This is a genomic window from Rubinisphaera italica (assembly GCF_007859715.1).
Taxonomy (GTDB): domain Bacteria; phylum Planctomycetota; class Planctomycetia; order Planctomycetales; family Planctomycetaceae; genus Rubinisphaera; species Rubinisphaera italica.
The window spans coordinates 1-24755 of the sequence record NZ_SJPG01000001.1 but is presented as its reverse complement, the minus strand read 5'-3'; the positions used below and the strand labels follow the sequence as shown (position 1 = coordinate 24755).

General features: G+C 50.1%; 24 protein-coding genes. 17 read left to right on the top strand and 7 right to left on the bottom strand.

Going from position 1 to position 24755, the window contains the following annotated elements; translation table 11 throughout:
* The first annotated feature begins 152 nt into the window (after nucleotides 1-152).
* From eno to hisF, 5 genes are all read left to right on the top strand, one after another.
* Entirely contained in the window at nucleotides 153-1424 is a 1272-nt protein-coding gene (gene eno / locus Pan54_RS00110; protein ID WP_146501480.1) for a phosphopyruvate hydratase, read from the top strand.
* A gap of 329 nt (nucleotides 1425-1753) precedes the next feature.
* On the top strand, nucleotides 1754-2113 hold the full coding sequence (locus Pan54_RS00105) for a hypothetical protein (protein ID WP_146501479.1): 360 nt from the start codon (nucleotides 1754-1756) through the stop codon (nucleotides 2111-2113).
* A gap of 31 nt (nucleotides 2114-2144) precedes the next feature.
* Nucleotides 2145-2600, top strand: coding sequence for a hypothetical protein (locus Pan54_RS00100; RefSeq protein WP_146501478.1), 456 nt, complete (start codon nucleotides 2145-2147; stop codon nucleotides 2598-2600).
* A 161-nt stretch (nucleotides 2601-2761) separates the two neighbouring features.
* Entirely contained in the window at nucleotides 2762-3364 is a 603-nt protein-coding gene (locus Pan54_RS00095) for an REP-associated tyrosine transposase (RefSeq protein WP_146501477.1), read from the top strand.
* A gap of 324 nt (nucleotides 3365-3688) precedes the next feature.
* On the top strand, nucleotides 3689-4468 hold the full coding sequence (gene hisF / locus Pan54_RS00090) for an imidazole glycerol phosphate synthase subunit HisF (protein ID WP_146501476.1): 780 nt from the start codon (nucleotides 3689-3691) through the stop codon (nucleotides 4466-4468).
* Between the two features lie 209 nt (nucleotides 4469-4677).
* Here the strand turns inward: hisF and xerC are convergent, their stop codons facing one another.
* The 3 genes from xerC to Pan54_RS00075 all read right to left on the bottom strand — a co-directional run bounded on the left by xerC (nucleotide 4678) and on the right by Pan54_RS00075 (nucleotide 7534).
* Complete coding sequence (gene xerC / locus Pan54_RS00085; protein WP_146501475.1) at nucleotides 4678-5577, bottom strand: tyrosine recombinase XerC; 900 nt, start codon at nucleotides 5575-5577, stop codon at nucleotides 4678-4680.
* A 289-nt stretch (nucleotides 5578-5866) separates the two neighbouring features.
* Nucleotides 5867-6103, bottom strand: a complete 237-nt coding sequence (locus tag Pan54_RS00080; protein ID WP_146501474.1) for a hypothetical protein — start codon at nucleotides 6101-6103, stop codon at nucleotides 5867-5869.
* A 351-nt stretch (nucleotides 6104-6454) separates the two neighbouring features.
* Entirely contained in the window at nucleotides 6455-7534 is a 1080-nt protein-coding gene (locus Pan54_RS00075) for a hypothetical protein (RefSeq protein WP_146501473.1), read from the bottom strand.
* 168 nt (nucleotides 7535-7702) lie between these two features.
* Here Pan54_RS00075 and Pan54_RS00070 point away from each other — a divergent pair, with 168 nt between their 5' ends.
* A complete protein-coding gene (locus Pan54_RS00070; protein ID WP_207309999.1) occupies nucleotides 7703-8191 on the top strand; it encodes a GNAT family N-acetyltransferase in 489 nt (162 codons plus the stop codon).
* Between the two features lie 47 nt (nucleotides 8192-8238).
* On the opposite strand, the gene recG is transcribed toward Pan54_RS00070, so the two are convergent.
* The 4 genes from recG to efp all read right to left on the bottom strand — a co-directional run bounded on the left by recG (nucleotide 8239) and on the right by efp (nucleotide 13055).
* Nucleotides 8239-10347, bottom strand: a complete 2109-nt coding sequence (gene recG / locus Pan54_RS00065) for an ATP-dependent DNA helicase RecG (protein ID WP_146501472.1) — start codon at nucleotides 10345-10347, stop codon at nucleotides 8239-8241.
* Between the two features lie 258 nt (nucleotides 10348-10605).
* Nucleotides 10606-12066: a tRNA (N6-isopentenyl adenosine(37)-C2)-methylthiotransferase MiaB gene (gene miaB, locus Pan54_RS00060; RefSeq protein ID WP_146501471.1), complete on the bottom strand. Its 1461-nt coding sequence runs from the start codon at nucleotides 12064-12066 to the stop codon at nucleotides 10606-10608.
* 128 nt (nucleotides 12067-12194) lie between these two features.
* Nucleotides 12195-12404 carry a hypothetical protein gene (locus Pan54_RS00055; protein WP_146501470.1) on the bottom strand — a complete coding sequence of 70 codons (210 nt, stop codon included), beginning with the start codon at nucleotides 12402-12404 and terminating at the stop codon, nucleotides 12195-12197.
* Between the two features lie 81 nt (nucleotides 12405-12485).
* Nucleotides 12486-13055, bottom strand: a complete 570-nt coding sequence (gene efp, locus Pan54_RS00050; protein ID WP_146501469.1) for an elongation factor P — start codon at nucleotides 13053-13055, stop codon at nucleotides 12486-12488.
* 197 nt (nucleotides 13056-13252) lie between these two features.
* On the opposite strand from efp, the gene epmB reads away from it, so the two are divergent.
* From epmB to Pan54_RS25650, 11 genes are all read left to right on the top strand, one after another.
* Entirely contained in the window at nucleotides 13253-14287 is a 1035-nt protein-coding gene (gene epmB / locus Pan54_RS00045) for an EF-P beta-lysylation protein EpmB (protein ID WP_146501468.1), read from the top strand.
* 295 nt (nucleotides 14288-14582) lie between these two features.
* The gene (locus Pan54_RS00040; RefSeq protein WP_146501467.1) at nucleotides 14583-17078 is read left to right on the top strand and encodes a recombinase family protein; all 2496 of its coding nucleotides are present in this window, start codon (nucleotides 14583-14585) and stop codon (nucleotides 17076-17078) included.
* 1242 nt (nucleotides 17079-18320) lie between these two features.
* Entirely contained in the window at nucleotides 18321-18629 is a 309-nt protein-coding gene (locus tag Pan54_RS00030; protein WP_146501466.1) for a hypothetical protein, read from the top strand.
* A 177-nt stretch (nucleotides 18630-18806) separates the two neighbouring features.
* On the top strand, nucleotides 18807-19121 hold the full coding sequence (locus Pan54_RS00025) for a hypothetical protein (protein WP_146501465.1): 315 nt from the start codon (nucleotides 18807-18809) through the stop codon (nucleotides 19119-19121).
* Nucleotides 19100-19276, top strand: a complete 177-nt coding sequence (locus Pan54_RS25660; protein WP_165441494.1) for a hypothetical protein — start codon at nucleotides 19100-19102, stop codon at nucleotides 19274-19276. Before Pan54_RS00025 ends, Pan54_RS25660 begins: the two co-directional genes overlap by 22 nt.
* A 136-nt stretch (nucleotides 19277-19412) precedes the next feature.
* Nucleotides 19413-19700, top strand: coding sequence for a molybdopterin converting factor (locus Pan54_RS00020; protein WP_207309998.1), 288 nt, complete (start codon nucleotides 19413-19415; stop codon nucleotides 19698-19700).
* Nucleotides 19701-19816: 116 nt separating this feature from the next.
* Entirely contained in the window at nucleotides 19817-20860 is a 1044-nt protein-coding gene (locus Pan54_RS00015; RefSeq protein ID WP_146501464.1) for a hypothetical protein, read from the top strand.
* Between the two features lie 603 nt (nucleotides 20861-21463).
* Nucleotides 21464-22132 (top strand): ThiF family adenylyltransferase, encoded by a 669-nt coding sequence (locus Pan54_RS00010; protein WP_146501463.1) that lies wholly within the window; start codon nucleotides 21464-21466, stop codon nucleotides 22130-22132.
* Nucleotides 22133-22600: 468 nt separating this feature from the next.
* Nucleotides 22601-22762, top strand: coding sequence for a hypothetical protein (locus Pan54_RS25655; RefSeq protein ID WP_165441493.1), 162 nt, complete (start codon nucleotides 22601-22603; stop codon nucleotides 22760-22762).
* Nucleotides 22763-22833: 71 nt separating this feature from the next.
* A complete protein-coding gene (locus tag Pan54_RS00005; RefSeq protein ID WP_146501462.1) occupies nucleotides 22834-23997 on the top strand; it encodes a hypothetical protein in 1164 nt (387 codons plus the stop codon).
* 170 nt (nucleotides 23998-24167) lie between these two features.
* The gene (locus Pan54_RS25650) at nucleotides 24168-24329 is read left to right on the top strand and encodes a hypothetical protein (protein WP_165441492.1); all 162 of its coding nucleotides are present in this window, start codon (nucleotides 24168-24170) and stop codon (nucleotides 24327-24329) included.
* Nucleotides 24330-24755: the final 426 nt, after the last annotated feature.

Below are 24755 nucleotides of genomic sequence, written 5' to 3'. Positions count from 1 at the left end.
GCGTGGATGTTTCGGGCAAAGCGTGGTAAAACGCAATCGGTTCACGTACGAAATATGGGTTCATTGCAAGTCAGGCATTACTGGCTTCAGCAATTCTAGACCCCTCAACAATAAACCCTCAACATTCAACAAATCATAAAGAGGTCACGATCATGGGATTGGCAATTTCTGGAGTTTTCGCACGTCAAATTTTGGATAGCCGTGGAAATCCAACCGTTGAGGTCGACATCGAACTCGAAGATGGCACCCTCGGCCGGGCCGCTGTTCCAAGTGGAGCCAGTACCGGAACTCACGAAGCCTGCGAATTGCGGGATGGCGACAAATCAGTTTATCTCGGCAAGAGCGTTTTGAATGCCGTCCAGAATGTGAACGGCGAAATTGCCGATCTGCTTTACGATATGGATGTGACCGAACAGGTTGCTCTTGATAAAGCAATGATCGATGCCGACGGCACCGAAAACAAATCTCGACTGGGAGCTAATGCGATTCTGGCTTGCTCAATGGCTGCCGCTCACGCTGCCGCCCGATCTTGCGAATTGCCATTGTTCCGCTACATCGGCGGACCAGCCGCGACTGTTCTGCCAGCTCCAATGATGAACATCATTAACGGTGGCGAACACGCCAACAACGGAATCGGCATCCAGGAATTCATGGTCATGCCTCTCGGCTTCTCCTGCTTTTCGGACGCTTTGCGAGCCGGTGCAGAAATTTTCCACGCTCTGAAAAAAGTCCTCGCCGACAAAGGGATGAGCACTGCCGTTGGTGATGAAGGGGGCTTTGCTCCAGACCTGCCGAACTCTCAGGAAGCGATTGAAGTCATTTTGACCGCCATCGAAAAGGCCGGATACAAGCCGGGCGAGCAGATCAAAATCGCTCTCGACTGTGCCGCTTCTGAATTTTATGACGACAAGAAGAAGCAATACAACCTCGAAGGCACCTCTTACGACTCCGCAGGATTCGTCGAATTGCTGGCCAGTTGGGTCAACAAATATCCAATTTGCTCGGTCGAAGATGGCTGCGGCGAAGATGATTGGGATGGCTGGAAGCAGCTGACCGAAGCTGTCGGCGACAAATGTCAGCTTGTCGGCGACGACCTGTTCGTAACCAATTCCAAGAGATTGCAACGCGGAATTGATGAGAACATCGCCAACAGTATCCTCGTCAAAGTGAACCAGATCGGCACCCTGACCGAAACCATCGAAGCGGTCAACCTGGCTTATCGCAACAAATACACAGCGGTCATGAGCCATCGTTCCGGCGAAACCGAAGACACAACCATCGCCGATTTGGCCGTCGCACTGGGAACTGGACAGATCAAAACCGGTTCTGCCAGCCGAACAGACCGGATCGCGAAGTACAATCAGTTACTGCGAATCGAAGAAATCCTGGGTCATACCGCTCAGTACGGTGGCACGATTTCGTAGGTGATTTGAATAGAAAATCGGGTAGCCCAGATAGCTCCGCTATCTGGGTGGACGAAGTCCACAAGAGGCCTTCAGTTTGATGTTGAGTTAATCCAGAACTTCGTGCGGGGCTACCCACGATTCGAAAAAGATATTCGCATGACTGTATCAATTGATACATCAAGCAGCACTAATTCAGTTTAGTGCTGCTTTTTTTGCGCCACGAATCACATATTCAGAGATCATTAACTAGATTCTCAAATTGTAATTCGTGTACAAACTTGACTGAGTTGTATACAAACGATACCTTCCTCGCGTTGTATAAATCAGTGTTAATTTGGGGGGTTCTCATGTCAATCCGTATGGAATGCAAGCATTGCTTTCGACCTCTTAAGGCGAAAGATTCGGCGGCTGGAAAGAAAATACAATGTCCCGGATGCGATACAATCCTCAAAGTCCCGCGGCCTCGTCGACGCAAAAATGAAGAGGATGAATTCGCCGACGCACTGAACTCTATCGATAGTCACAAGGACTATGCTCCGATCTCCGATGAGTTGCCTCCTGCTCGACGCTCCCGCGGGAAATCCAGTTCGAAAAAATCCAGGGATTATGGTGCTCCTGTATCATCTCAACTCGCCTCTCTGGTAATTGGGGGGTTTATGTTATTTGAATTAGTCATCTATGTGATCCGCCGCAATCTGGGAGCGTGATTCAACATTAATAAGAAAACAGAGAACCAAGATGAATGACTGTATGCTGCTTTTCGCTCAGGCAAAGCCCATCAACCTAGCCCTAATATTCGGCATCTTATTATTTGTACTGGCATTGTTTGCTCTGGTGACGCTTCCAATTTGGACCATTATTCTTCGAGCGTCGCTGAAGTGGTTTGCGGGTTTGGATGTCGGCTTTGGTCATGCCTATGGCGTTTCTTTTATATTGATCTTGATTTCTACGATCCAACAGATCTTATTCCGTCTGGCGTTATACGGTAGTATGCCACAAAGAGGAGAGCCAGATATCAGTGGATTGATTGGCTTTCCGATCATATTTTGCCTCCAATCATTGTTAATTGGAGCCCAGTTTGAGCTTTCATTTCTTCGAGCCTGCCTGGTGGAATTAGGAATTTTTCTGGTCTGTCTAGTTATTGCGATTGTCATCACCGCAGTCGTTTTGATCTTCTCTCTGGTGGCTATGTAGTTCAATTTCTGATCGGGTGGGCAAAACATTTGTTGCAAAAAATAAGTCATCGTAAGAAGGCATTTATTGAGTCTGTGATCCATGTTTTAAACGTGTTCCCAGCGTGCCACGGCTCTGTGAGCCGTGCAAAATGCGGGTGGAGTGGAAGCAAACACGGCTCGATGAGTGTGACACAATTTAATGTACTTCGACCATTGAATATGATTGAGAAGCGAAATTTCAAAAAGCGTCGTGCGTACAACGATCCTCGGCATGCTCACTTTCTCACTTTTTCATGCTGGAAAAGAATGCCTTTGCTTAATAAAGATCGATCCAGAAATTGGGTGATCGATGCCATTTCGCAAATGAGAATAAACTTGGATGTTTCGATTCTGGCATATGTGATAATGCCTGAACATGTCCATCTACTTGTCTATCCCAACAATGATCACTATGAAATCAGACGGATATTGGCAGCACTCAAATCACCTGTTTCCAGAAACGCCAAGAAATATTTAGTTGAGAACTGTGAGACAGGCTGGCTAAACTGCCTTACAACTTATCATGGAGCACGTGAGGTTTTTCGATTCTGGCAACCTGGGGGCGGGTTTGATGAAAATCTTTTCGAAAGTAAATCCATTGAAAATGTCATCGATTACATTCATGCGAATCCTGTTCGAAGAGAATTAGTCTCTCATCCTTCTGATTGGAAATGGTCAAGTGCGCGTCATTATTTTGGAGAGGAGAATTCTGTTCTCCAAGTTGATAAGATTGATTTTTCATAAAATTGATTTTGTGAATGTGAGAAATACTTGGTAGTGGATTCACCCGCATTTCGCACGGCTCACAGAGCCGTGGCACACCTGCATTTGCGATTGAATTGAATTCCAGCTCAGTGTGATTAGTACTATAGTTTATTGGGAGCAATGGATCCTTAATAAATTTCGATCCTCAAACTGAAGCCTCTTTTTGACTTCGTCCACCCAGATAGCGGAGCTATCTGGGTTACCCGAGTTTCTTTTTCTCTCTGCCACAAAGGTATCGAATCTCTAATAGATCATCGATTCGATTTTACACTCACCACTCACCTCTAATCCCTCACCTCTACCATGCTAGCAAAACGAATTATTCCCTGTCTTGATGTCCATGCCGGTCGCGTTGTGAAAGGTGTGAATTTTCTTAACCTTCAGGACGCTGGCGACCCTGTTGAAATCGCTTCCCGTTATGAAGCTGAGGGGGCCGACGAGCTCGTTTTTCTGGATATCACCGCTAGCCATGAGCAGCGGGAGATTATTTTGGATGTGGTCAAACGGACCTCGGAAGTCATTTTCATGCCGTTGACGGTGGGTGGTGGCATTCGCACTTTGGACGATATTCGGACTTTGCTCAACTCGGGATGTGATAAAGTTTCGATCAACTCGGCTGCGGTGAACGATCCCGATTTTATTCGTGAGGCTGCTTTGCGGTTTGGAAGTCAGTGCATCGTTGTGAACATCGATCCGAAACGCATCTATAAAGATGGCCAGGAATTCTGGGATGTGCATATCAATGGAGGTCGCAAGCCGACGGGATTGGAAGCGGTTGCCTGGGCGAAGCAGGTTGAAAAACTTGGAGCAGGAGAGATTGTACTGACCTCGATGGATGCCGACGGAACAAAAGATGGCTTCGATATTGAAATCACCTCAGCTGTTTCGGAAGCAGTTAATATCCCGGTTGTGGCTAGTGGCGGATGTGGATCTCCCGAGCATATGCGGGTCGCATTGACTGAAGGCAAAGCCGACGCGGCTCTGGCAGCCAGCATTTTTCACTACGGCGAATACACGATTGATGAAGCAAAATCGTATCTGGCTGAGCATAGTGTTGTTGTGAGGCAGGTTACGAAGACTTAGTTTCACGTGAAACGGGTTGGAGTGGCCAGTGTCGAGAGGCTAGAGGCCAGTGTGATATTTGGGTGGCACGTCCAAGAACGCAGTGATGGGCGTGGCGATTCAATCAGCTGAAATTAAACACACATACAAGCACGAAGCGCAAGCGAGTGTGTCACAAAAACAAAGATCAATTACACACTCGCTTGCGCTTCGTGCTTGTCAATTCAAAATCATTTCGCGTGGGGGTGTGCTTTTTCGTAAGTATCGCGAAGTCGGGCGGCGCTGACGTGAGTGTAGATTTGGGTTGTCGTCAGGCTTTTGTGGCCGAGTAATTCCTGGACACTGCGTAAATCGGCACCGCCATCGAGCAGGTGGGTGGCGAAACTGTGACGCAAAGTATGCGGCGAAGTCTTGTCGGACAAGCCGGTTTGCTTGAGATATTTTTCGATCATGCGACCAATACTGCGCGTCGTCAGTCGGCAGCCGAACTTGTTGAGGAAGAGAGCCTGCTGGTCATCTGCAGTGGACCTGGGGCCATTTTCCCGGACATCGAGCCAGCGTGATAATGCTTTATCGGCGTAACTTCCAATCGGTGCAATACGTTCCTTTTTGCCTTTTCCACGGACACGAATGATGTTGGCATCGCGGTCCCAGTCGCCGATATTCAGGGAAACCAATTCGGCAACACGGAGGCCAGCAGTGTAAAGAGTTTCGAGAATTGCTCGATCTCTTAGCCCGGCTGCTTCATTGGCAGGAGGGGCTTCAAGGAGTGCGGCGACTTCGCGTGAGTTCAAATAGTGCGGAAGTTTTCTTCCAACTCGGGGTGTTCTCAAGGCTTTGGCGGGATTGGAAGAACACATCTGTTCGCGGCAGCAGTAGCGAAACAGACTGCGCAGACAGGCCAGACGGCGAGCGATTGTCGTGCGCTGATAGCCACATTCGTGCAGGTAGGTGAGATATCCGCGCAGGCAAGGGATATCGGCTTCAGCTGGTCTGGGGACAGAGCCGAGGCGATCCTGGCAGTAATCGAGAAAGGATGCGAAATCTTCGGCGTAAGATTTCCGTGTCAATTCGGAGGCATTCCGCTCGACGCGCAGGTATCTCAGAAAACCATCGAAGGCTGCTTCCATAATGAACTCTTGGAGTCGTTAAACAGAAACGACAATCGAGCCATCCTTAGCCTGCGATGATCGAGATTAAGTTGAAGTACAGACATTCCTGTCTGTGGAAAATGGGTGCTGGGTTACGCTACGCTCACTCAACCTACTGGAGATCTTAATTGAGAACAGGTCAAAGGATCGTGACAATACCCGTGCCATCACTGGCACGGCTCGCCTGCTTATGATGTCCTAAAATTTAGGAGTTATTCGCATTTAACTCGATGGCACGGTGCGTCAGGACGCACCCTACGGATTTTAATTATGCGGATTTGCGGTAGAAGGATTCTGATTGAGTTGTGTCTTTCAGCTTATCGCGGCGGAGGGCACGGACGCGTTGGCTCATGACGGCAGCATCGTACCACGAAAAATTCAGGTCCGGGTCGGCGGCGTTTCTGCCTAATGTCTGCAGCAGTTCATCATGGCTGGATTCATCGTAGAGGAAGATGTATCGGTGACCATCTTTGACAAGTGCCAATACATTAATTTCTTCCCCCATCCCTGGTACCCCCCGCTCGAAATTGTGCTCGCGCGATTCCGCTGGAATCTTTTCCAGTCGTCAAAACTGTCCCTGTGATGACGAAAGGGTATCGCGAAATTATGTTCTCAGGTGTTTAACCATTCACATGGCTTCTGCAGTCGCATGAGCAACAAAACACAATCAACATTGTGTTTGCTCCTGCGGATCGTTGCAGAGACATTTGAATTCGATCAATAATCCTGTCCGTAACTCTTATCGGACATGATTCCGCCATCCTGAAGAACTTTTCGAGCAACCGGTATAAGCTACCAAAAGAGATTAGAGGGGAGAGATTAGAGGTTAGAGTTGTTATTCACTAACGCCCAACGCCTACTTATATTTTCTCGACGTAAACACGAATCGTTTACGGGCTTCGCCGCCGTGGAGTTGGAGCATTTCGAGAATCATGCGGTGCATGCAGAAGCGGATGAAATCTTCACTGCGATGCAAATGTCCTGTCCAACCGCCGCTGCGTTGATCGCCACTCAGTTCGAGATAGTTTCTCAGGCTGGCCGTGAAATCGGCGTCGGCTCCATCGAACACTCTGGTGTAGGACATGTAGGGTTGTGAGGAGCCATAGGCGAAGGGATCTTCGTAGACTTCTATTTCCTGATGCATTTCTGGAGCCAGATATTTCTCCATCTCGTCAGGTGGCATCGCCTGTGGTCTTAATGCAGCCACTTGAGAGGGAGACTCGAACCCTGGTCCGATATGAACGGGCAGGCTGAGAGGCGGGTTCTGTTCATAAATGAGCTGCAAGGCTTTTTGCAGGGCGCGATCCCACTCGGCCTGGAGGGGATCGATTTCGCCATCGGCATTCTGGGCACGGATTTCCGTTTTGTTTCTGAAAGGATTGAGTTGTGCAGTCGAACAAGATTTCTCTTTCCATGCCTTCTTGAGCCGTCGACTCCATGACGAAGACTCGGCTTCCGCCTCTCGGCATTCCAGTTCGATTTTCTTACGCATCTGTGGATCGACTGCAATGCCGGGCTGAAATTCGGGGATACCGGGAGTGTACCAGGAAATCTGTAATCCAAGACGCGGGGGATAATAGGGCGTATATTCGGTGATGGCTCCAAAGCAGATGCTGTCAGCATCGAGAATTTCGACCAGTTTGAGCATGTCCTCGGGCGAGTCGAGATTGATTTGGTGTTCGGCCATCGCCGTTTCGACAACGCCAATAGGAATCACTTGAAAACCAGGCGTTTTTTGAAGTTCGGTGAAGTAAGCTTCCGCAAACCGACGCCCGTCGACGCTACGTTCGGGAGAGAGATTGACGAAGGGGGCGATGGCAATCCGAGAGAGATTGGGGGCAGGATTGGAAACGCCAACCTGTACAATGGCACAGCCAGAGAATCCGCTCAGGAGTCCAGAGATGATCAGAATGAGAATCCGCGTCTGAGGACGCATGGCCGTTTCCCCTGTTAAGCAACTTTACAAAGTGGTTCTCTTCTCCTTTGAAAGGAACCGACAATGTCCGCGCCGCTGTCCATTGGTTATGATCGTCATAACCGTTACAGAAACTTTAATCGGAATAGATTGCCCAGTCTCACAAGGAGCTGGCTACAGGATCAAATCATGTCATTTACCATTCGGCCAGTAAATCCTGAAGATTGTGAGACAATTCTTTCTCTGATTCGTGAATTAGCGGTCTACGAAAAGATGCTCGATGAAGTGGTGGCGACACCAGAAATGATTCGTGAATCATTATTCGGAGATCGCCCTGACGCAGAATGTCTGCTGGCTGAAGTGGATGGTGATTGTGTGGGGTTCGCACTCTACTTTTTTAACTATTCCACATTTTTGGGGCGACAGGGTTTGTATCTGGAAGATCTGTTTGTGCAGCCTGAATTCCGGAAGCAGGGAATTGGGAAAGCATTATTTAAGAAGGTTGCTGAAGTCGCCGTCGAAAGAAATTGCGGCAGGATGGAATGGTCGGTATTGGATTGGAATGAGCCATCAATTGAGTTTTACAAATCGATGGGAGCGGAAGCGATGGAGGAGTGGACGGTTTATCGTTTGACAGGTGAGAGACTTAAATCAATCAATAAAATTGATTCTGTCTAATGTATTCGGGGTGGTGGGGACGCTCTCATAAGAAGTAAAATGAAGCCTCAGCCTGTACGGGTCAACCCGAGTTGATCGCCGAAGCGTTCCAGTACGCGGCGTTTGAGAGGGGCGAAGTCGGGCTCATCGATCGTGCCGGCCTGGACCATTCTCGAAGCAGCCCGGCTGGTTTCGAGCAGGATTTTTTCGTCGCGGGAAAAGTCGGTTACGCGGAATGGTTGACTGCCGTGCTGTTCAGTGCCGAGAACGTTGCCTGGGCCACGCAGGGCGAAGTCGGCTTCGGCGATTTCGAATCCATTGTTCGAGCGTTCGACCGCCTGGAGACGTTGCAGAGAGTCCTCATTTGCGGCTTTGCTGAAGAGAAAGCAAAAGCCACGGAAAGAACCTCGACCGATGCGTCCGCGTAACTGGTGGAGTTGAGAGAGGCCAAATTGCTGGGCGTCCTGAATGATCATCAATGTGGCATTGGGAACATCAACGCCAACTTCAACAACAGTGGTGGCCACGATGGCATCGAGTTGACGATCACGGAAGCGTGACATCACCATCTGCTGCTCGGCTCGGTCCATCTGGCCGTGAATCAACCCGAGTTGAAAGTCGCGGAGCTGGTTTTGTTGTAATTCTTTGAAGATTTGCAATGCTCCTGCGGGAGCTTCGGGGTCGGGGGAATCGATGTAGGGGCAGACGATGTATGCCTGTCGGCCCTCATTGAGTTTCTCGACGACAAACTGCCAGGCTTTCGCTTCGACTTTGGGAGTCTGGACGAGGGAGGTGACAATCGGCTGACGACCGGGAGGCAGGTCGGTCATTGTGGAGAGGTCGAGATCTCCATATTGTGTGAGGCAGAGGCTGCGGGGGATGGGAGTGGCGGTCATGACGAGGACGTGGGGGACTGTGTCTCGGGCTTGAAAACGTCCACGTTGCACGACGCCGAATTTGTGTTGTTCATCGATGACGGCCAACCCGAGTTGATGATATTTGACATCGTTCTGAATGACGGCTTGAGTTCCGAAGATCATTTGCATTTCGCCGGTCGCGATTTTGGCGAGTCGATCACGACGCTCAGCTGGTTTCAGGCTCCCTGTCAATAAACAGCGTTTCACGCGACTGTGCAGCAATGCTTCATGAATTGTGTTCCAGTGCTGTTGAGCGAGTAGTTCGGTTGGAGCCATCAATACAGCCTGGTAACCAGCAGCAACCGTGGCGAGCATGGCATACAGTGCGACAACTGTTTTTCCGGCTCCGACATCGGCCTGTAAGAGGCGGTGCATCGGTCGAGATTCTTTGAGGTCGTCGACGATTTCAGAGATGGCCTGCTCCTGGCCATCGGTGAATGTGAAATCGAAGAGTCGTCTGATACGCGCGTTGATCTTTGGTGTAACAATAATTTCAGGAGATCGTTCAGTGGTTTGGCGGAGACGTCTGCGGAGAGCCATGCCGATTTGGAAGTCGAGTTGTTCATCGAAGACGAGTCGTCTGCGGGCGGCGTAGAAATCTTCGACGGTTGGTGGGCGATGAAGATTTGAAATGGCCTCTTCTAAATGCGGCAGTTTGTAGTGTTTGCGTAGTCGTTCGGGGAGATCGTCTGCCAGTGTCCCTTTGACGAATTCGAGAGCTGTCCTAATGTAACCTCGTAAAATGTCGAGCGTGATGCCTTCTGTCAGCCGATATTTTGTGAGGACTTCGCCGCGGGAGTTTTCGTCGTCTTCTTCGAGCCATTGCATGCGGGGATGAGACATTTCCCAGCGGTTATCGCGAAACTTGGGCTTGGCAGACCAGAGCAGAAAACGATCGGACTGAAGTTGCCGTAGCATCCAGGGTTGATTAAACCAGGTCGCGCGGACGAGACCATCGTCAACGCGCATCACAGCTGCCGTCATGGTACGACCGCGGGAAATGGCTCGAGAATCGGAATCGATAATCTGACCACGGATAGTATGGATGCGATCGTCGGTCAATTCGTTAACGAGCGAGAGCTGAGAGAGATCGACAATGTCGCGGGGGATGAGCCAGAGGAGGTCGCGGACGGTTTCGACATCGAGATTTTTGAGCAGTTTTGCACGATGCGGACCGACCCCCTCGAGAAACCGGATGGGAGTTTCGAGGGGTTCGGTTTCCGGGAGATCGGATGTCGAATTGTCGTGTTCCTCAGTCATTGAACCATTGGAACAAACGGCTGATTTTTTCTCCAGTGAAGGGAGAAGTACTGGGGGCTTCGGTTCGCCCCCAGCCACCCTTCCTGGCTAGGAATGAGATCCATGATTTACAAGCACGAAGCGAAAGCGGGTGAGTGAGTACTGGTGAATTTGACTCACTCGCTTGCGCTTCGTGCTTGTATTTTTGCCAGAAATTGTCTGATGACGACGAAGTGGCAGGCACATTTTGTCAGGCATTGCCTGACCTATGGTCTTGGATTAACCCTGCAGGATCGGGAGCAGGTCTGAGGAGCCGTGCTGGATGGTGCGGGTGATGATGTCGCCCATCAGGGTTGTTGGCGTGCAATCGTGAATCTGGACGTTGGCGATGGAACCTGCGAGGCGAGGATTGCCATCGAACACAACGATGCGATCGCAGCGACTGCGTCCGACCAGTTGATTGGTGCTAGCGTTGGTCGGGCGGTTTTGCTCAGCTTTTACCGCACTTTTGCTCGGACCTTCGACGAGGACTTCAACGGAGCGGCCGATGAAGTCGGCATTGTCTTCGGCACTGATCGCGTTCTGCAAATCGAGCATTTCGTTGTTACGACGTTTTTTGACTTTATCCTCGATGTCATCTGGATAGTTGTCAGCCGCTTTGGTGCCTGCCCGTTCGGAGTATTTGAAAATGAAGCTGTTTTTGAAGCGGAACTCGCGGACGGCTTCCATTGTTTTTTGATGAGCTTCTTCGGTTTCGCCACAGAAGCCGACGATGAAGTCGCTGGAGACCGCACAGCTGGGAATGATTTCGCGGATGCGATGCATCATGTCGCGATACTCGGGGACGGTATAACCACGCTTCATTTTTTTGAGGACATCATCACAACCGTGCTGTAAAGGAACATGCAGATAGTGTGCAACCTTGGGCAAATCGCGGATTGCGTAGAGCAGGTCGTTCGTCATGTCTTTGGGGTAGTTGGTAACAAATTTGATTCGCTGAATGCCTTCGGTTTTATGAAGTAACTCCAGCAAATCGGCCATGCGATATTCTTTGCCATCTTCGACATGCTTATAACTGTTGACGGTCTGTCCGAGCAGAGTAATTTCTTTGACACCCTGTTCCGCCAGGGCTTGTGTTTCTCGGGCCAAAGCAGATGGAGACCGGCTTTGTTCCGGGCCTCGGGTGGTAGGGACGACGCAGTATGTGCAGAACTTGTCGCAGCCGATCATGATGCGGACAAATGCCTGATGCGGGCTTGGACGCATGGTGGGATCGCGAAGTGGATCGTAACTTTGAAAGCTGTCGGCGACTTCTGTGCGGGAACCACCTCGACGGCTCAGACTGATCGCCATCTGACGACTACGTTTCTTGCGGGATTCATTGATCAGCTCGGGAATCTCGGCCAGTTGTCCGGTGCCGACGATCATGTCGACCTGAGGGGCCCGTTGGAAAATCAGCTTTTGATCTTTCTGAGCCATACAGCCCATCACGCCGATGACGAGGTTGGGGCGTGTCTCTTTACTGTATTTGAGTCGCCCGAGTTGACTGTAGATTTTCTGTTCGGCATGTTCGCGGACACTGCAGGTGTTGAACAGGATGGTGTCCGCTTCTTTCATGTTGCCGGTCAGTTCGTAGCCGTCCTGACGCAGAGCGGCGACAACGAGTTCGCTGTCGAGGACGTTCATCTGACAGCCGACGGTTTCAATGAACAATTTGTTATTCGGTTCAGAATGACTCATGAGATTTTTCTTTGTACTGATAGTACAGGTATTGATTCTTACAAGCACTAAGCGCAAGCGAGTGTGTTTGGGTTTGCTTGTGTGGACACACTCGCTTGCGCTTCGTGCTTGTATTTAATTGATCTTATTCAGGCGGCTCGTTTTTCCAGTTTGCTGGAGGCGGCATCGAGCTGAGCTTCTAATTTCTCAGCTGCGGCCTGTTCTGCCAGTTCTGTTTCCTGTTTGGCCAGTTCCTGTTTTAACAGATAGGTGTGGACTTTCTTGTGCTGAGACATCAGCGTTAGTAATGATCTCAACGCCATTAAGCCAATCAAGCCATACAGAAGATAAATCCACATCCCTGACTCCGTTTCCTGAACGTCTTGTTCAAGTTTGCAGGTCAGGCAATGCCTGACCTAGTCCTTTGTTGACTGACACGCTTAGATGTTCACACGTTCGACGTAGGATCCTGATTCGACGTCGACTTTCACTTTGTTGCCGGCTTCAATAAAAGCCGGGACTTGAACTTCGACTCCGGTTTCGACCGTTGCCCCTTTGGTGACGTTTGTCGCCGTGTTGCCGCGGGCGGCTGGTTCGGTGTAGGTCACTTCGAGAACCACATGCTGAGGTGGAACCATTGAAATCAGCTGATTGTTCCAGAACATCAACTCGACTTCGGTCCCTTCCATGAGGAACTGCATGTATTTATCGATACTTTCTGTCGGCAAGGCGTATTGCTCGAAAGTTTCATTATCCAGGAAGTAGTAACTATTGCCATCGCGATACGAATAGGAGCCCTTGCCCCGGCGGATGTCGGCTTCTTCCATGCTGTCGCCGCTTTTGTAAGTGCGGTCGAGCATCGTCCCTTTGAGCAGATTGCGAAGTTTCGTTTTGTACAGTGCCTGACCTTTTCCCGGCTTCACGAAGTTGCATTCCAGGATATCGTAGGGATCTCCTTCGATGATGATTTTGACGCCTCTTTTGAAATCGGCGGTATTAATCTGCGGCATCGGTGTCTCTTTCGCTCGGAATTGGTTAAGAATTGTTGGTGTCAGGGTGGTGTCAAACGGTGTCACTCTATTGAGGTGTATCAGGTATCGTCTCAATAAAATGCACACTGTAGTCGTGTTTTACAACGTCACTTACCCAAATAATTTGTAGAGATAGCGCAATATACTCTGGCGAGATAATAAAAGACGGCTCGACAATGAACAAGACCGCTCGAACGGCGATTCTACAGGAACAGCGAACAAATACGCTGGAAAAGGCTAATTCCGAGTCAAATTGGCAGTTGGAGCTGGTGAATGCGTGTCGTGATCCCGACAAATTGCTCTCCCGGCTGGGTTTGACGGAAATCCTTCCTGCATACATGGCGGCTGATTTCCCTTTTCTGGTGCCGGAATCGTTTATTCGACGAATGAAAATCGGAGATCCGAATGATCCTCTCTTGAAACAAGTTCTGCCGGTCCACTACGAAAATGATGTCGTGCCCAACTTTCTCAGCGACCCAGTCGCCGATTTGACGGCATCGCCAGTTCCGGGGATGGTTCATAAGTATGTAAATCGTGTACTGTTAATCACTTCGGGCAGCTGCGCGGTGAATTGCCGTTATTGTTTTCGGAGACATTTCCCCTATTCGGAGGCTCCGCGTTCGCTGGAATCGTGGAAGCCGGTTTTTGAGGAGATTGGGAATCGGCCTGAAGTCGATGAAGTGATCCTCAGCGGGGGAGATCCTTTGACGTTGAATGATCGCAGACTCGGTTTGATGATCGAAAAACTGGCTGAAATCCCGCATCTGCAGAGAATCCGATTTCATTCCCGATTGCCGATCGTGCTTCCGAGTCGGGTGACGGAAGGTTTGCTGAATGCTTTGCGTAAGACGCGATTACAGCCGATTTTTGTCGTACATGCGAATCATGGAAACGAAATTGTTGATGACTGCGCCACAGCGTTACGCCGCCTCGTTCGAGCTGGTATTCCGGTTTTGAATCAAGCGGTTCTGCTCCGGGGCATTAACGACTCGATCAATGCTCAGGTTGATTTGTGTACGCGGTTAGTGAATGTGGGAGCGATGCCGTATTACCTGAATCAGCTGGATCGGGTGCAGGGGGCGGCTCATTTTGAAGTGTCTGTGGAACGCGGGCGGGAGATTATGGCTGGGCTCCGAAAAAATCTCTCCGGCTACGCCGTGCCGAGATATGTGGTCGACGTGCCGGAGTGTGATGGTAAGACGGAGCTTTGAAGTCTTTTCAAGGTTTGAGAAACAGGTTCTCATTCTGGGGGCTCCGCTGCGACCCAAGCCACCCGTGTTATGAAGGGATAGCCCAGATAGCTCCGCTATCTGGGTGGACGAAGTCCACAAGAGGTTTTCAGTTTGAAAGTTGAATTTCTCAGAGGCTTCTTACGGCTGCGCCGCCCCGAAAGAATCTTTCGAGCCACCCGTTTTTCGTAAGGCACTGCCTTTAAACAACTTACACTGCAACCGCCTAGGCATCAACAGGTTAAGTGAGTCCGGACACTGCTGGTCAATTCCGGTTATGACTGGTTCTGGAGGTGGCCAACAGGGACAAATCCGGGACAATTTTGCTTCTGCCGGTTTGAACTGTGGGCTCTCCCAATCACACACCAGAGCCAGTTTCTTTTTGCTCATGTTTGCGATGGCGACGCTGACAGCTGCCAAAGCATCTTCACCGAATGGTATCGGTGATGGTGAGAATTCTCAATCTGAAACCGCCGCTCAAATCAAAGCTCTCTGGAACATTCACTCTGAGATGTTAGCAGATACAACTCATACGGAGACAGGTACGATTTATGCCAGGTATAGTTCTCGGTACCAGGACAGTATTATAGATCAGGTGAGAACCTGTCTCGAGTTCGCTTCCCAACATGGCATTTTTGTATCGCTGGAACATATTTATTACGACCAGTCTAAAACGGGACGTCATGAAAAGAGACCCGGCTTTCAACACATGAGAGATTGCTTGCTCAAAAAGCAAGCCGATACTCTTTTGGTTTTTGCCACGAACCGTTTATTCCGTAAATCCAACAAATGTCTGGATTTTGTGGAACAAGCCGTAAAGGAAAAAAAACGACGGGTTGTGTTTATCAGGAATGGCATCGACTCAGAAAAAGATACTACCTGGAGGCGTTTCCTGCTGTTCCTTTCAGTCTTTGATGAGTTCGCATCGGAGATGTATGTGGAACATATTCGTGCGGCTCACGTTGGCAAATTTGAACGTCGACAAGTAACTGGGACCTTAGCATTTGGGTACTGTGGAAAACCTGTTTCTGAAATCGCCAACTCGAAGGGAAAGTTTGACCATGAAATTGTCATCCATGAGCAGGAAGCTCATTGGGTCAAAGAAATATTCGCCTGGTTTGTGGATTCCAAGCTTTCGATCAACACAATCATCAGAAAGCTCAATGAAACCCCAAACGTACCAAAATCCCGTAAAGGAATAGGCCAGTGGACTCGTCAAGCGGTCATAACGCTGCTCAAGAACAAACGCTATCTCGGGCAATGGGACTATGGAGCCACGGAAGCAGTGCTATTATCGAGCAAGGATTATGTTCGACAGATCGAACGAGACACCCCGTTACGAAGTCAAGATTTCGAAGAGTTACAAATCATTTCGAATGAACAATTCGAAAAAGCACAATCGCGATTGCTGGAATTGAAACAGAGATATCGGAAGAGCAAAAACCGTTGTGGCACGATCGATCGTCCAGCACAGATTCTCAATGGTCTGTTTTTCTGTCCTCAACATGACCGCTCACTCATCATCGGAGGTAGCAAATCTCAATATTTAATGTGTCCGGACTGCCAGAGAGTGTCTCGGGAGCATCGCCCACTCTGTTCCTATCTCAGACGTGACCTGGCATTGCAGGTCCTGTGTGAAACTCTGGCAAAACTAATCCGACAGGATGATCAGCTTATTCCACGGATTGTCAGTTCCTGCCAGCAAGCCGTGAAGCAATTTCAGAGTCTCGATGATACGGATCTCGTGAAACTACAGCAGCGAAAGCAGAGGCTCAAAAATTCGCTCAATTTGCTGTTACGGCAAGAACCGGAATCTGATGATCAGGTTCATGATCTCGAATCGCACATTCGCGAGAGACGAGCGGAGTTAACCCAAATTGAAAGGCAATTGGCTGCCTGCAAAAATCAAACCTCTGCGGCATTATCGATTCCCACAGAAACGGAAATTCAAAATTATCTGACTCAATTGGAGGTAACCCTGTTGAATGTGGCTCATTCTGGACCACCTGCGGAGGTGGATGCACTTCGAGAAATTCTGTTCCAATTGACGGGGGGACGAATCGAACTCTACCAGAAGGGAGAACGGATCAAAAAAACAGGCTGGTTGGAAGGACGGTTTTCCGTTTCTATCCTCAGTCAGATCAGCAGAGAATTCTCTGAATTCTCAAATAAGAACGAGGAGAAATCGGAAATCAAACTGGAATTCCGAAAGCCAACCTTGCACGATCCCCGTGTTCAACAGGTCTGGTCAATGCACCAGCAAGGAATGCTGGGAAAACAAATCGCAGAGGAATTGAATTGCTGCCGTGCGACAGTATCAAAGCTCGTGAAAACAGCGGCGGACAATGCTGGCGAACCTCTTGCCGATGGGCGGACGCGAAGAGCCTCTCTGAAACAGAAGATATGCAGAGTCCCGACCTATCAAAAAATTGCTGACGAAGTCGTCAGAGACTTTAAGCAGGGTGTGCCGCTGGCGAGGATGGCTGAAAAATATGGTTGCAGTTCACCGACTGTGAAAAAGGCAATTAACTTCTGGTATCAATCCCGTGATCTCCCCGTTCCAATGACTGGTGATAATCGAGAGCAAATGAAACAGAATGCTTTCGAGTGGGACCAGGCCGGTATGCCGCTGAAAACCATCGCTGAGAATTGTGGCGTGTCCGATGTTCAAGTTCGAACGTGGCTGAATGAAGTTTATGCAGAGAGCGGACTTGAAGCACCTGATCGCCGAAAGAGACGCCACCTCAAGAATTCAGAGTCGCCACCGGTATAGTGCAGGCTCGGCAGTTCAATTTCGTTCTCAAATGATTTCATTAATGAGGAGATTTCTCATGGGACATACTCTTGTAAGGGTATGTCCCTCTTATTTAATTTTTTATGCCTGCTGTTTGTCACAACATTCGAACGTTTGAGGCAACGGCCAGTGTGTATTCTCGAAACATAATGAAGTGTTGGTTCGCGGTAGTTGACTTCGGAATTCCACGGTTTTGACCAGCTTGATCGGCGTGAAAAAAGGGGGCCATCTGACTGGCAGGAACAATATCAAAATCTTTCGGATCGGATGCATTTCCACAGAGATGATTCTTGTAAATCCGGTAACTGGGCTCTCGTGCGAGTTAACTTCAATAAACTCGACACCGATACCTACGCACAGGAAACCGCCCCATGGACAACATCTGCTCCCACGATAATTGGTCCCGTTCGGTAAGTCCGATACATTCGCTAAACAATTGGCAAAAACGTGTCATCATATAGTAATGGAGAACTGTTAATGTTCGGATACTCCACCAAAATTGAAGGAGCTAGGGGAACCTTGGGGGCAGTCGCATGGGAATCGCGAGACTGAGGGAGCAAAGATAAAAAAGCAATGTGTTTTCTCAGAGTTTTGGGGCCGTGCAGTCAGACATTTGAATCTGGCTGTACGGCTCTTAATGTTTATTCATTCAATTTATGAGAGAGGAACGGCATGAATTACTTTTCAGCGGCTGACTTTACGAGCTGCGCGAGTGGTACCAGTTGATGCTAAGCAATTACCAGTGTTGTGAATTCACAAGAAATTGTCTTTTTTCGGTGCCATCTCTAAGTTTGACAAGGACATGCTTAAACCGCCTGGTAAACCCTGCGAACCAACCGCTCTGCTCGGCAGGTCCGCGAGGCCATCGCTCAGTAGCAACTGCCCGAGAACGGCGGCTTCGAATAGGAATCGGTCGAATACGATCCTGACCGGATCGGCTCCGTTCGACAGGTTTGAGGCATCCGCTAAACAATTGGCAAAAACGTGTCATCATAGAATGATGGAGGAATATTACTCTTCAGTCGCAGTCATTTCTCGCGGTCAGTTGGAATTCATAAACTGATTTTCCGATCTCAGTAAACCGATTCACCACCGCTGCTTGCCGAATCTGCTGTTTGGCTTCTCCATACGGACAATCCTGCTTTCATTGTCTCAGATGCTTTCCTTCGTCCTGAATGCATCGACCACATCACCCCCCCATCTATTGAACAGAAAGGTTTTATGATCGCGTTCAACGACTCATCTGCTTCCTCTTCGTCTGGCCACTTACGCTTCCCTTCCGGCCAGATCGTCATCACCCCCAATGCTCTTTCTCAGTTGCCTCCCTCCGAAGTTCTCCGAGCTCTCAAACGTCATCTGAATGGCGACTGGGGGGACTGCTACTCGGAAGATTGGCAGGCTAACGACCAGGCACTGGAATCGGGTGGCCGTCTCTTCTCGGTGTATCACTCTGAAGATCAGAAAAAATTCTGGATCATCACGGAAGCGGATTACACGCTCACGACCGTATTGATGCCGGACGATTATTGAGGCCGCTCACCGCCATCTATTGCTTCTCGCGAACGGCCACCTTTCGGCGGCCTGCAGGAGCCCACAATCCGTCGGTCAATTTTTGACCACCCTGCGACTGCCCCGGTGGAGCCGTCTGCTCCCTGACTCCCGTTTTGCGGGAGTTTTTTTACGTACTTTTACAAACAAGGAATCCTTATGACTTCTCGAAACAATTCTCACGATCAATGTTCTGACATCTCCTGTCCGCTGCGACAACGCGATCTTGATCGGGCGGTTGCTCGTGCGACAGGCGAATCAGTGCATACGATCCATTCGCGGGGATTCATCCCGCTCTACCCCGATGTCATCGATGACGACATTCCGATCCTCGACTGGGATGAACTCGATCGTCAGCACAGCGTTGGTGTCCATCGGTTGCGACATCCACTCCCCGAGGATTGCTGGATGTCTCCGGAATTCCTCATTTCTCAAACCCCACAAGGAGGCTCATGTCCGCTCGGCACAAGCTAAATGCAGCCTACCTGAATGGCTCGCTGACAATCGCCGGCATTATCGGAGGGATTTTCGAGTCGTATGTCGTATTCGGGATCACCTTTGCCGTGCTGATGATCGGCAACATCCAGGGCGGCGACATTCGTCTCAACAGACGTCGCCCCCGACGCTAGCCATTTGCAATGGTTTCTGCAGTCGCATGAGCACCAAGAGACTGAAACATCAGTTCTGCTCCTGCAATACGCAACATGTCTGACTCAATAATCTCTGAGTCATTACTCTTTTTTCACTCAACACAAGGAGCCCATTTTGAAGATTCTTTATATCAATAACGACGGCGGCGGTTTCGCCGACTACATCTCCATCGAACCCGAGACCACCATCTCCCAGTTCGTTGACCAACGTCTCAAACACGGCATCGCTGCCGACTATCTCATCCGCGTCAATCGCCAACCGGTCAGCTCGGACTACATCCTCCAGGAAGGCGACCGCGTCTCCCTCACCCCCACCAAAATCGAGGGGGCACGAGGTGCCTCTGGGCAGTCGCATGGGCGTCGGGAGACTGAGAGAGTTCAGTTTGCTCCTGCAGGGCGTTGATGAATGACAGGGGAGATTGAGTTCTCCCTGAGCTTTTGTGGGCCGGGCGGTCAGGTTATTGAATCTGGTTGCCCGGCCCTTTTTCTTCCACAAACACTTTTTGAGAAAGGCTCCCTATGAATGACTTTCAGCGACTTGCGTTGCGAGCCGCGATCTCCATGCGAGAGGCAATGCTGGTCGATCCATCGAATCAGGAGATCGATCTCCCTGAGAAGGACTGGAATCGGCTCCAGCGATTGCTGCGGCAGAAGCAGTTGGCTCAAGACCACGAGTGGTCAATGGCGGAACGGATCATAAATACGAGACTGATCTTCACTATGGAACGTCTCGCTACCGATCTGCGACAACGGACACGCGATCTGGAGCAGTCCATCAAATCCCGATCCACTCCAGTCGACCTGCGTCTGATCTATGAAGAGTTGATCGCGTTACCGAATGAATTCAACGAAGTCAGTATCGACCTGCGTCAAGGCATCCTCCGTGTGGTGACGGACGAGATTACTCTCGAAGAAATCACTCTTGGCCGCTTCGAGATCGTTTACAACTGGACCTCGGAAGGTCCAAACCCGAGCTACGATATCCACGCTCTCGATCCGGCTCCCTCGAATGCCAATTCCGACTTCGTGCATCCGCACATTTCTGATGGAATTCTTTGCGAAGGCGAAGCGAAGTCGGGCATCGAAGCGGCACTGGCTCAGGGACGCTTCTGCGATTTCTTTCTGATCGTCGCTAACACGCTCAACACCTACAACGACGACTCGGCTTACGTCACCCTCAAAGAGTGGTACGGCACCCCCTGTCTGGATTGCGGAACCAGCTGCAGCGATGACGACCTCACCCTCTGCAGTGGTTGTGAAGATCCCTACTGCCATCAGTGCTGTGATTGCTGTCGGAATTGCCACGACTCGCTCTGCGGTTCTTGTCTGCAATCCTGCGAGGAGTGCTCAACACCCCATTGCCGCGATTGCCTCAATACGTGCAGCGAATGCAACCACGACTTCTGCAGCAACTGCCTGACTGATGGCTATTGCGAAGCCTGTTACGAAACCCTTTCTGAAACTGACACTGAACTCGAAGAAGAAGAGGACAACCATTATGAAACGACGCACGACCAACAAATCTCCCCTCCCACGACGCCTGCAGAGACGGCCTCGACGTAAACGCTTTCATCGACCGGCCTTGAAGTTCAGCCCGACGGCGTGGGCCAAGTTGATTTACCTGCGCGATGCCGGCCCGACTGAAGTGGGGGGATTCGGCATCTCCTCTGCAGACGATCTGCTGTATGTCGAAGAACTGGTGCTGCTGCCGCAAATCTGCACAGCGGTAACCGTCAGCTTTGCCGAGGACGCGATTGCCGATTACTTCGATCACCAAATTGATAGGGGCCTGAAGCCCGAGCAGTTTGCTCGCATCTGGATCCATACCCACCCGGGAGACTCTCCGGAACCAAGCCCCACGGACCTGGACACGATGGAGACCAGTTTTGGCGAGTGCGACTGGGCGGTGATGTTCATTCTGGCCAAAGAAGGCAAACGTTACACCGAACTCCGCTGGAACCGCATGCAGGATTCCCGCCTGCGGATCAAAACCTCGATCGACTACCAGCAACCGTTTGCCGGAACCGACTATGCCGCCTGGCAGGACGAGTACGACGAGAACGTGGTCGACCAATCCCAGAACTGGACGGACCTCATGGAACCGGACGAGCTCTGGGAGTATGGCGACCTGTTTGACAAACCTCACTCTTATTTGGAGTTCAATGCATGAATATTGAAAACCGTTTTACCCAACAAGCCGACCTCGTGCCCCGAGAGCGGATCCAAGAGTTGCAGGCAACCGTGATTGGAGTCGGAGCGATCGGACGTCAGGTCGCCCTGCAACTGGCCGCTCTGGGAGTTCCGCGATTGCAATTGATCGATTTTGATCAGGTCGAGCCGACGAACATCACGACACAGGGTTACGACCATCAGGATCTGGGCCAGCTTAAAGTCGAGGCCACGGCACGACGCATCCAGGAACTCGATCCCACGATCGCCGTGACGACGATCGCCGACCGCTACCGCTCCCGCATGGAGGTCGGGACGGTCGTCTTCTGCTGCGTCGACCGGATCAGTACCCGGGAATCAATCTGGCGATCCCTCCAGGACCGCTGCGATTTCTGGGGCGACGGCCGCATGCTGGGAGAATCGATGCGGATCCTGACAGCCACGGATCCCAATTCCCGGCAGCACTACAGCACCACTCTGTTCCGGCAATCCGAGGCCCAGACTGGACAATGCACCGCCCGGAGCACCATTTACACCGCCAACATCGCTGGGGGGCTGATGTTGCATCAGTTCAGTCGCTGGTTACGCGGCATGCCAAACGATGCCGACCTTTGTCTGAATCTGCTGGCGAATGAATTGATGATTGCCATCTCACAGGAGGGATAAGATTGAGGTTAAGTTTTCAGGCCACACCCTGACCGGTGTGGTCTGAATTTTTTTATTTAGCCATCAGAACAAATCAGCTAATTTACTAGCAAGAGAATTAGCGATTGCTGGAGGATACCAGCAATCGCTTAACTGGTAACCCGTAAATTACAGTTTCGTGCTTAAAAACAGGCATTTTTGAGTTTTTACTGATTCTCTGAGCCTCGCTGGCTCCCGCCAACTCCGGTCAATTTGCAGTTTCAATGCAAAGTTTCGAAACTCCGGTACGCTTTGCTCGCAGCGCTAAATAATCGCGAAAAATGTGTCATCATTATATGAGAGAGATGTCTTAACTCTCACGGACTCATTCAACGACCGACAATTGCTGTTTCTCATCGTCGGTGACACAACCGCTCAAAACTGCTTTCACGCTGAAGGCTTAGCTGACAGTCTTCGCACGTTCGTCCATTTCCTCTAGAAAGGTACCGGATGCCCAGACCCGATAAAGGTTCACCGAAATCGAAAACGCCCCCACCAAATTCTGACGAAATCCGTCAAAACATCTCCCAGTTGATCGGTCAATTGATCGCCTGGGACTGGATTCAGCAAAATTCCACACAGAAAGGGACAAAATCGAAAAATCAGTATTGAACAGTGCAACCACAATTTTGGAAAATGACAGTAGAAATTCTTAGATACGAGACACGGAGGCTGTGAGCAGGATGCAAAACACGACCACGAACTTACATGCGGAAGCGGCAGAGGATGCCGATTGGAAAATGAGCCAGCCTGTACTTGCAGATTTCCAGCGGATTTCTGAACAAAATCAAAACCGAGGCAATTCCAGTTTTCGAGTCGGATCCATCGTCGATGATCGACGATTCCATCAGCTAGTGGATGAAAATGAGCAATGGTTTCGCGATCGACTGGCAGAAAATGAAGTGATTTACTACCTGGACTGGAACCATTATCTCCTATTAAACGAGTACTACAGTTTGAGTCCTGCAGAGCAGAGAATCGAAGCAGAGTTCAGCACTCTGTGTCAGTTTCATCGAACACTGGGGGTCAGTCAATTTAACGCCATCAAATTTGCTCCACTCTCTGATGGTTTGAACAACGAATTATTGAAATTGAGGTCCAGGGCTGAAAGTGATTGGACGGAACAGCTAGGTTCTGTTTGCTCAAGGCAAATTCGCCGAGTAACAGGTAAGCATCAAGAAATTCTTGATCGTTTACTTGGTGCCGCGGGTTGGCTCATCAGTCATCCCTCCTTCTTAGCTGACAGAGATGGCATTCGTGATCAATGGAAGAAGTTACCAGAAGGGAGCGATCATGTATTCCCGCTCAAGAAAACAACAAAAATTCCACGACTCAACTCTGAATTCCATTATGAACATATTGAACCGTTGCAAATAGATAATTTCAGAATAGCCTTCGATCAATTCTGCGAAACGTGGCAGTTGGAAGGCATGCTGAGCTGGGAACTTCCTGAACCTTCGGGGCCGCATTGGGACTACTTTGATTTTACGGATCCTGAAATGATGTCCAAACCAGCGGAACCGAAGACTCCGTTTCATACACCTGTTCTGGTTAAGGATAAAATGGCTTCAGCTGACTACGAATGCCATGTTCGGAATTCCGCCGAACACAGGTTTAATGATCAACGTAAATGGCAAGCATACGCAAGCATGTTTAAGGTTCATCACTGGTCTGAGATTATTGCCAATCGTTACCCTGGCAGGGAACGTCCACGTGGTGACCAAGGAAAGTCCCGTGGACTGATTTCCGACATTACGGGAATGGTCGGTGGTCGCGTTAAAAAGTTACAGCGACAGTATAAAAGATTGGCAAATGGCGAGTACCAAGACATGAGCGAATTTCGCTAACTCTTCTGCGAACGATCACGTGAATTCATAGAGAGCGGGTTGAATAGAAGCTCCTGATCATCGGTTGCGTCGCTGCCCTGACCACGAGAATGGCTTGGTCCCCCTGCACTTGGTGAGTGTCTGATGTTCCACGGTGCACACTGAAATCCACATGGATTGACGGGATCAAATTGGCCCAAGGAGCCACGGACGAAAAAACGAACGCAATCACTGCGATTATCGAGATTTTGCAGCTGATCGACCTCAAGGACGCGATCGGCTCGCGACACTCATCTGCACCCGAAACGGCAATCGGATCACCGAAACGCGGTACTTCTTCAGCAGCTTACTAACAGTCGTCAAGCAGTTCGTTAATGCGGTGCGAAGTCATTGGAGCATCGAAATCGCCTACACTGGAGCTTGGATTTCACGTATCGCGAAGACGAATATTGCATTCGAGAGCGACGTTTGACCGAGATCTTAGCCTGGCTGCATCGGTTCACGCTATCGCTGCTGAAGCAACATTCGCGAAAACCAGCCCCGTTATGAAACGCAGCGGTTGCGGCTGGAACGAACACTTCTTGCTCAAAGTCCGCACAGGACAAACCACTTTGTCCCCCGCTGGCCCTGGGGCATGTGAAATGCGCCCCCCTTTTTTTTGGACTCTTCGAGATAGTGGGATGAGTCAGACATTCGGGTGCCGAGTGTCATCATTGCTCAACTATCGTCAGGAGGACGAAACGATGTCTCGCAACGGATCCAGGAATATTGCTTCAAAA